Below are 2,047 nucleotides of genomic sequence, written 5' to 3' on the forward strand. Positions count from 1 at the left end.
AAGAAGATACGCGTTTACTCTTCGCCTCGTCAATGAAGGGTCGCATTAATTCTGCGACTTGCGCATCTCTTCTACAATACAGTACAGTTACTATGAAGTTGACGTATCCGTCACCTCATATGCTTTGTACTAACTCACGAAAAAACGGAAATAATATGTTAGCTCACGTGGTCGAACTTAAAAAAGCGACGGAACCATGCTCTTCTGGCACAGCCGGAGCATTTCGCCAGCGCGTGAAAGCAAGACGAGCAGAGCAAGGCCGATCAAACCAACAGCCTGAAAAACTCTACGGCGTACTGGTAGGCTAAATGAGCCGGTTAAACCCGGCTCATTGGTAGATACAGAGCGAAATTTTTACTTGTCCCAAACAAGTTGTCCTCGCTAAATCCATAATCATTTATAGCTATCTCTCTGACTTTGCTATTTGGCTCATAGATGGCTGTGTACTCGCTTCCCATCGCATTCGCGACAGTAACAACATACGTAACAGAAATATCCAGTGCATATCCTGAAAGCGCCGTGTCATAAGGGGCTGATTCAAGGTAATGCAGCTTGGTTACCACTTTACTATCAGAAACCCCACCACCAATCAGAGCGCATAGCTTACCTTCTGATTTAATGGCACAGACGAATGCGCTAGGGTTTTTCAAATAGCCGTTATAGAGCTTAACCCAGTCCCATCCACCATTAGGTGGTAGTCTTGCAACACCGTTAGGATCAACAGCCCCAATCCATCTCTTTGACATTTCCACGTCACTTAAAGATGCAATTTCTAAACTCCAATCCAAACTTTTAAGTTCATCAAACGCCCCCACTACTTCTGACGCAGCAACATCATATCTCTGCTTATATCGGTGACGAACAGCTTTCATGTCGTTCATTCCCACTCAGCCCCCACTTCCTGCATCCTAGAAAATAGAGCGTTGTAACGCTCATCTCTTGCCCATCCGTTTGATTCATATGATTTTTTAATTACGCAAAGTGGATTCAACATGATTACATAATGAAACTCACCAGAAGTACCAGGCTTCGTTGATATCAGTCCCAGCTCCCGTAACTTTTTCATTCTTCCTAGCCAAGTAGTCACCGCTCGCTGCCCACTAAACCCTGACTCAAATGCCAGAGCATCTTTATCCCTAATCTCGACGAATCCCTCGTCAAAAACCCGACACCATAAACTGAGGTATGTCTGTGATACAGGAGATCCAGCGCCAGCAAGGTAATCTATTATCCTATTGATATAATTCAATGTTCTTGGGATCGTTGTAAATCCATCGTGTTCTTTCCTGTTCCATATATTCAGTTCGGAAAGCTCATCCCCCCAAAGCTCTTTTATTAGACTTTCTCTTCTTTTTGATAGAGAGCGCCTACCTACTTGTTTTGCCTTCTCTGACATTTATCCCCCAAAAGTCAATTCAACATGAAACTATTATCAATAAAAAAACCATTATATTCAATGAGTTATGTGTAATAACACAAAAACCAAGCACATCATTAACCAACATCTCATTTGATATTATTCTTGTTTTTTGTCAATACAAACATTGAGATGTAATATTCTCTACATTTATGGTTTTATTTTTCAATTACTTACACATCATTTTGTACTCGCTGTCCTCGGTGTGCTCGAATGTAATCGTTGTGCTCGCTGTGCTGAATGGGGTTCTTAGGGGGTCTAAGGGGGGGAAGGGGTATTCTGAATGCGCATGAAAAAACCCACATAAGCGGGCTTCGTCTTGTTAAATGATTCCTCGATGTCGTAGTTCGGCTTCAATAGCATCACAGGAATCACGCAAAATCTTCGTGTTGTAGTACCTGCCCATCTTTCTTCGGATAATATCGTCAAGTAAGGCATTGTTACGGTCTAACGTTTTGAGTAGGTATAGGGTTTCTCTATCCATCTTAGGATCTCCATTTTTTTGTTGATGAGCTTATTGCTCACCAGTATTTATTCCGTCTGCAAATTTCCTACTCAGAATGGCGTCAAAACTCGAGTTTTAGCTTACACCTCAGAAACCATTTACCATAACATCCCTTCCGCGCACCG

The 2,047-nt window shown here is 42.3% G+C and carries 3 protein-coding genes; 1 reads left to right on the forward strand and 2 read right to left on the reverse strand.

Features of this window, described 5'->3' with window-relative positions:
- Positions 1–308, forward strand: a 308-nt coding sequence (locus AC6BYQ_RS28050; protein WP_498057881.1) for a hypothetical protein, incomplete at its 5' end; no start/stop codon positions are given.
- A gap of 9 nt (positions 309–317) precedes the next feature.
- Here AC6BYQ_RS28050 and AC6BYQ_RS28055 read toward each other — a convergent pair.
- Both AC6BYQ_RS28055 and AC6BYQ_RS28060 read right to left on the reverse strand, forming a co-directional pair.
- Complete coding sequence (locus AC6BYQ_RS28055) at positions 318–881, reverse strand: hypothetical protein (RefSeq protein WP_498057882.1); 564 nt, start codon at positions 879–881, stop codon at positions 318–320.
- Complete coding sequence (locus AC6BYQ_RS28060; RefSeq protein WP_404705062.1) at positions 878–1,396, reverse strand: hypothetical protein; 519 nt, start codon at positions 1,394–1,396, stop codon at positions 878–880. Before AC6BYQ_RS28060 ends, AC6BYQ_RS28055 begins: the two co-directional genes overlap by 4 nt.
- Positions 1,397–2,047: the final 651 nt, after the last annotated feature.

Source organism: Serratia sp. LTN-2 (assembly GCF_059740205.1).

Excerpts from the sequence above, each read along its gene's own strand:
- AC6BYQ_RS28055 (WP_498057882.1), bottom strand. The coding sequence starts at position 881 with ATGAACGACATGAAAGCTGTTCGTCACCGATATAAGCAGAGATATGAT.
- AC6BYQ_RS28060 (WP_404705062.1), bottom strand. The coding sequence starts at position 1,396 with ATGTCAGAGAAGGCAAAACAAGTAGGTAGGCGCTCTCTATCAAAAAGA.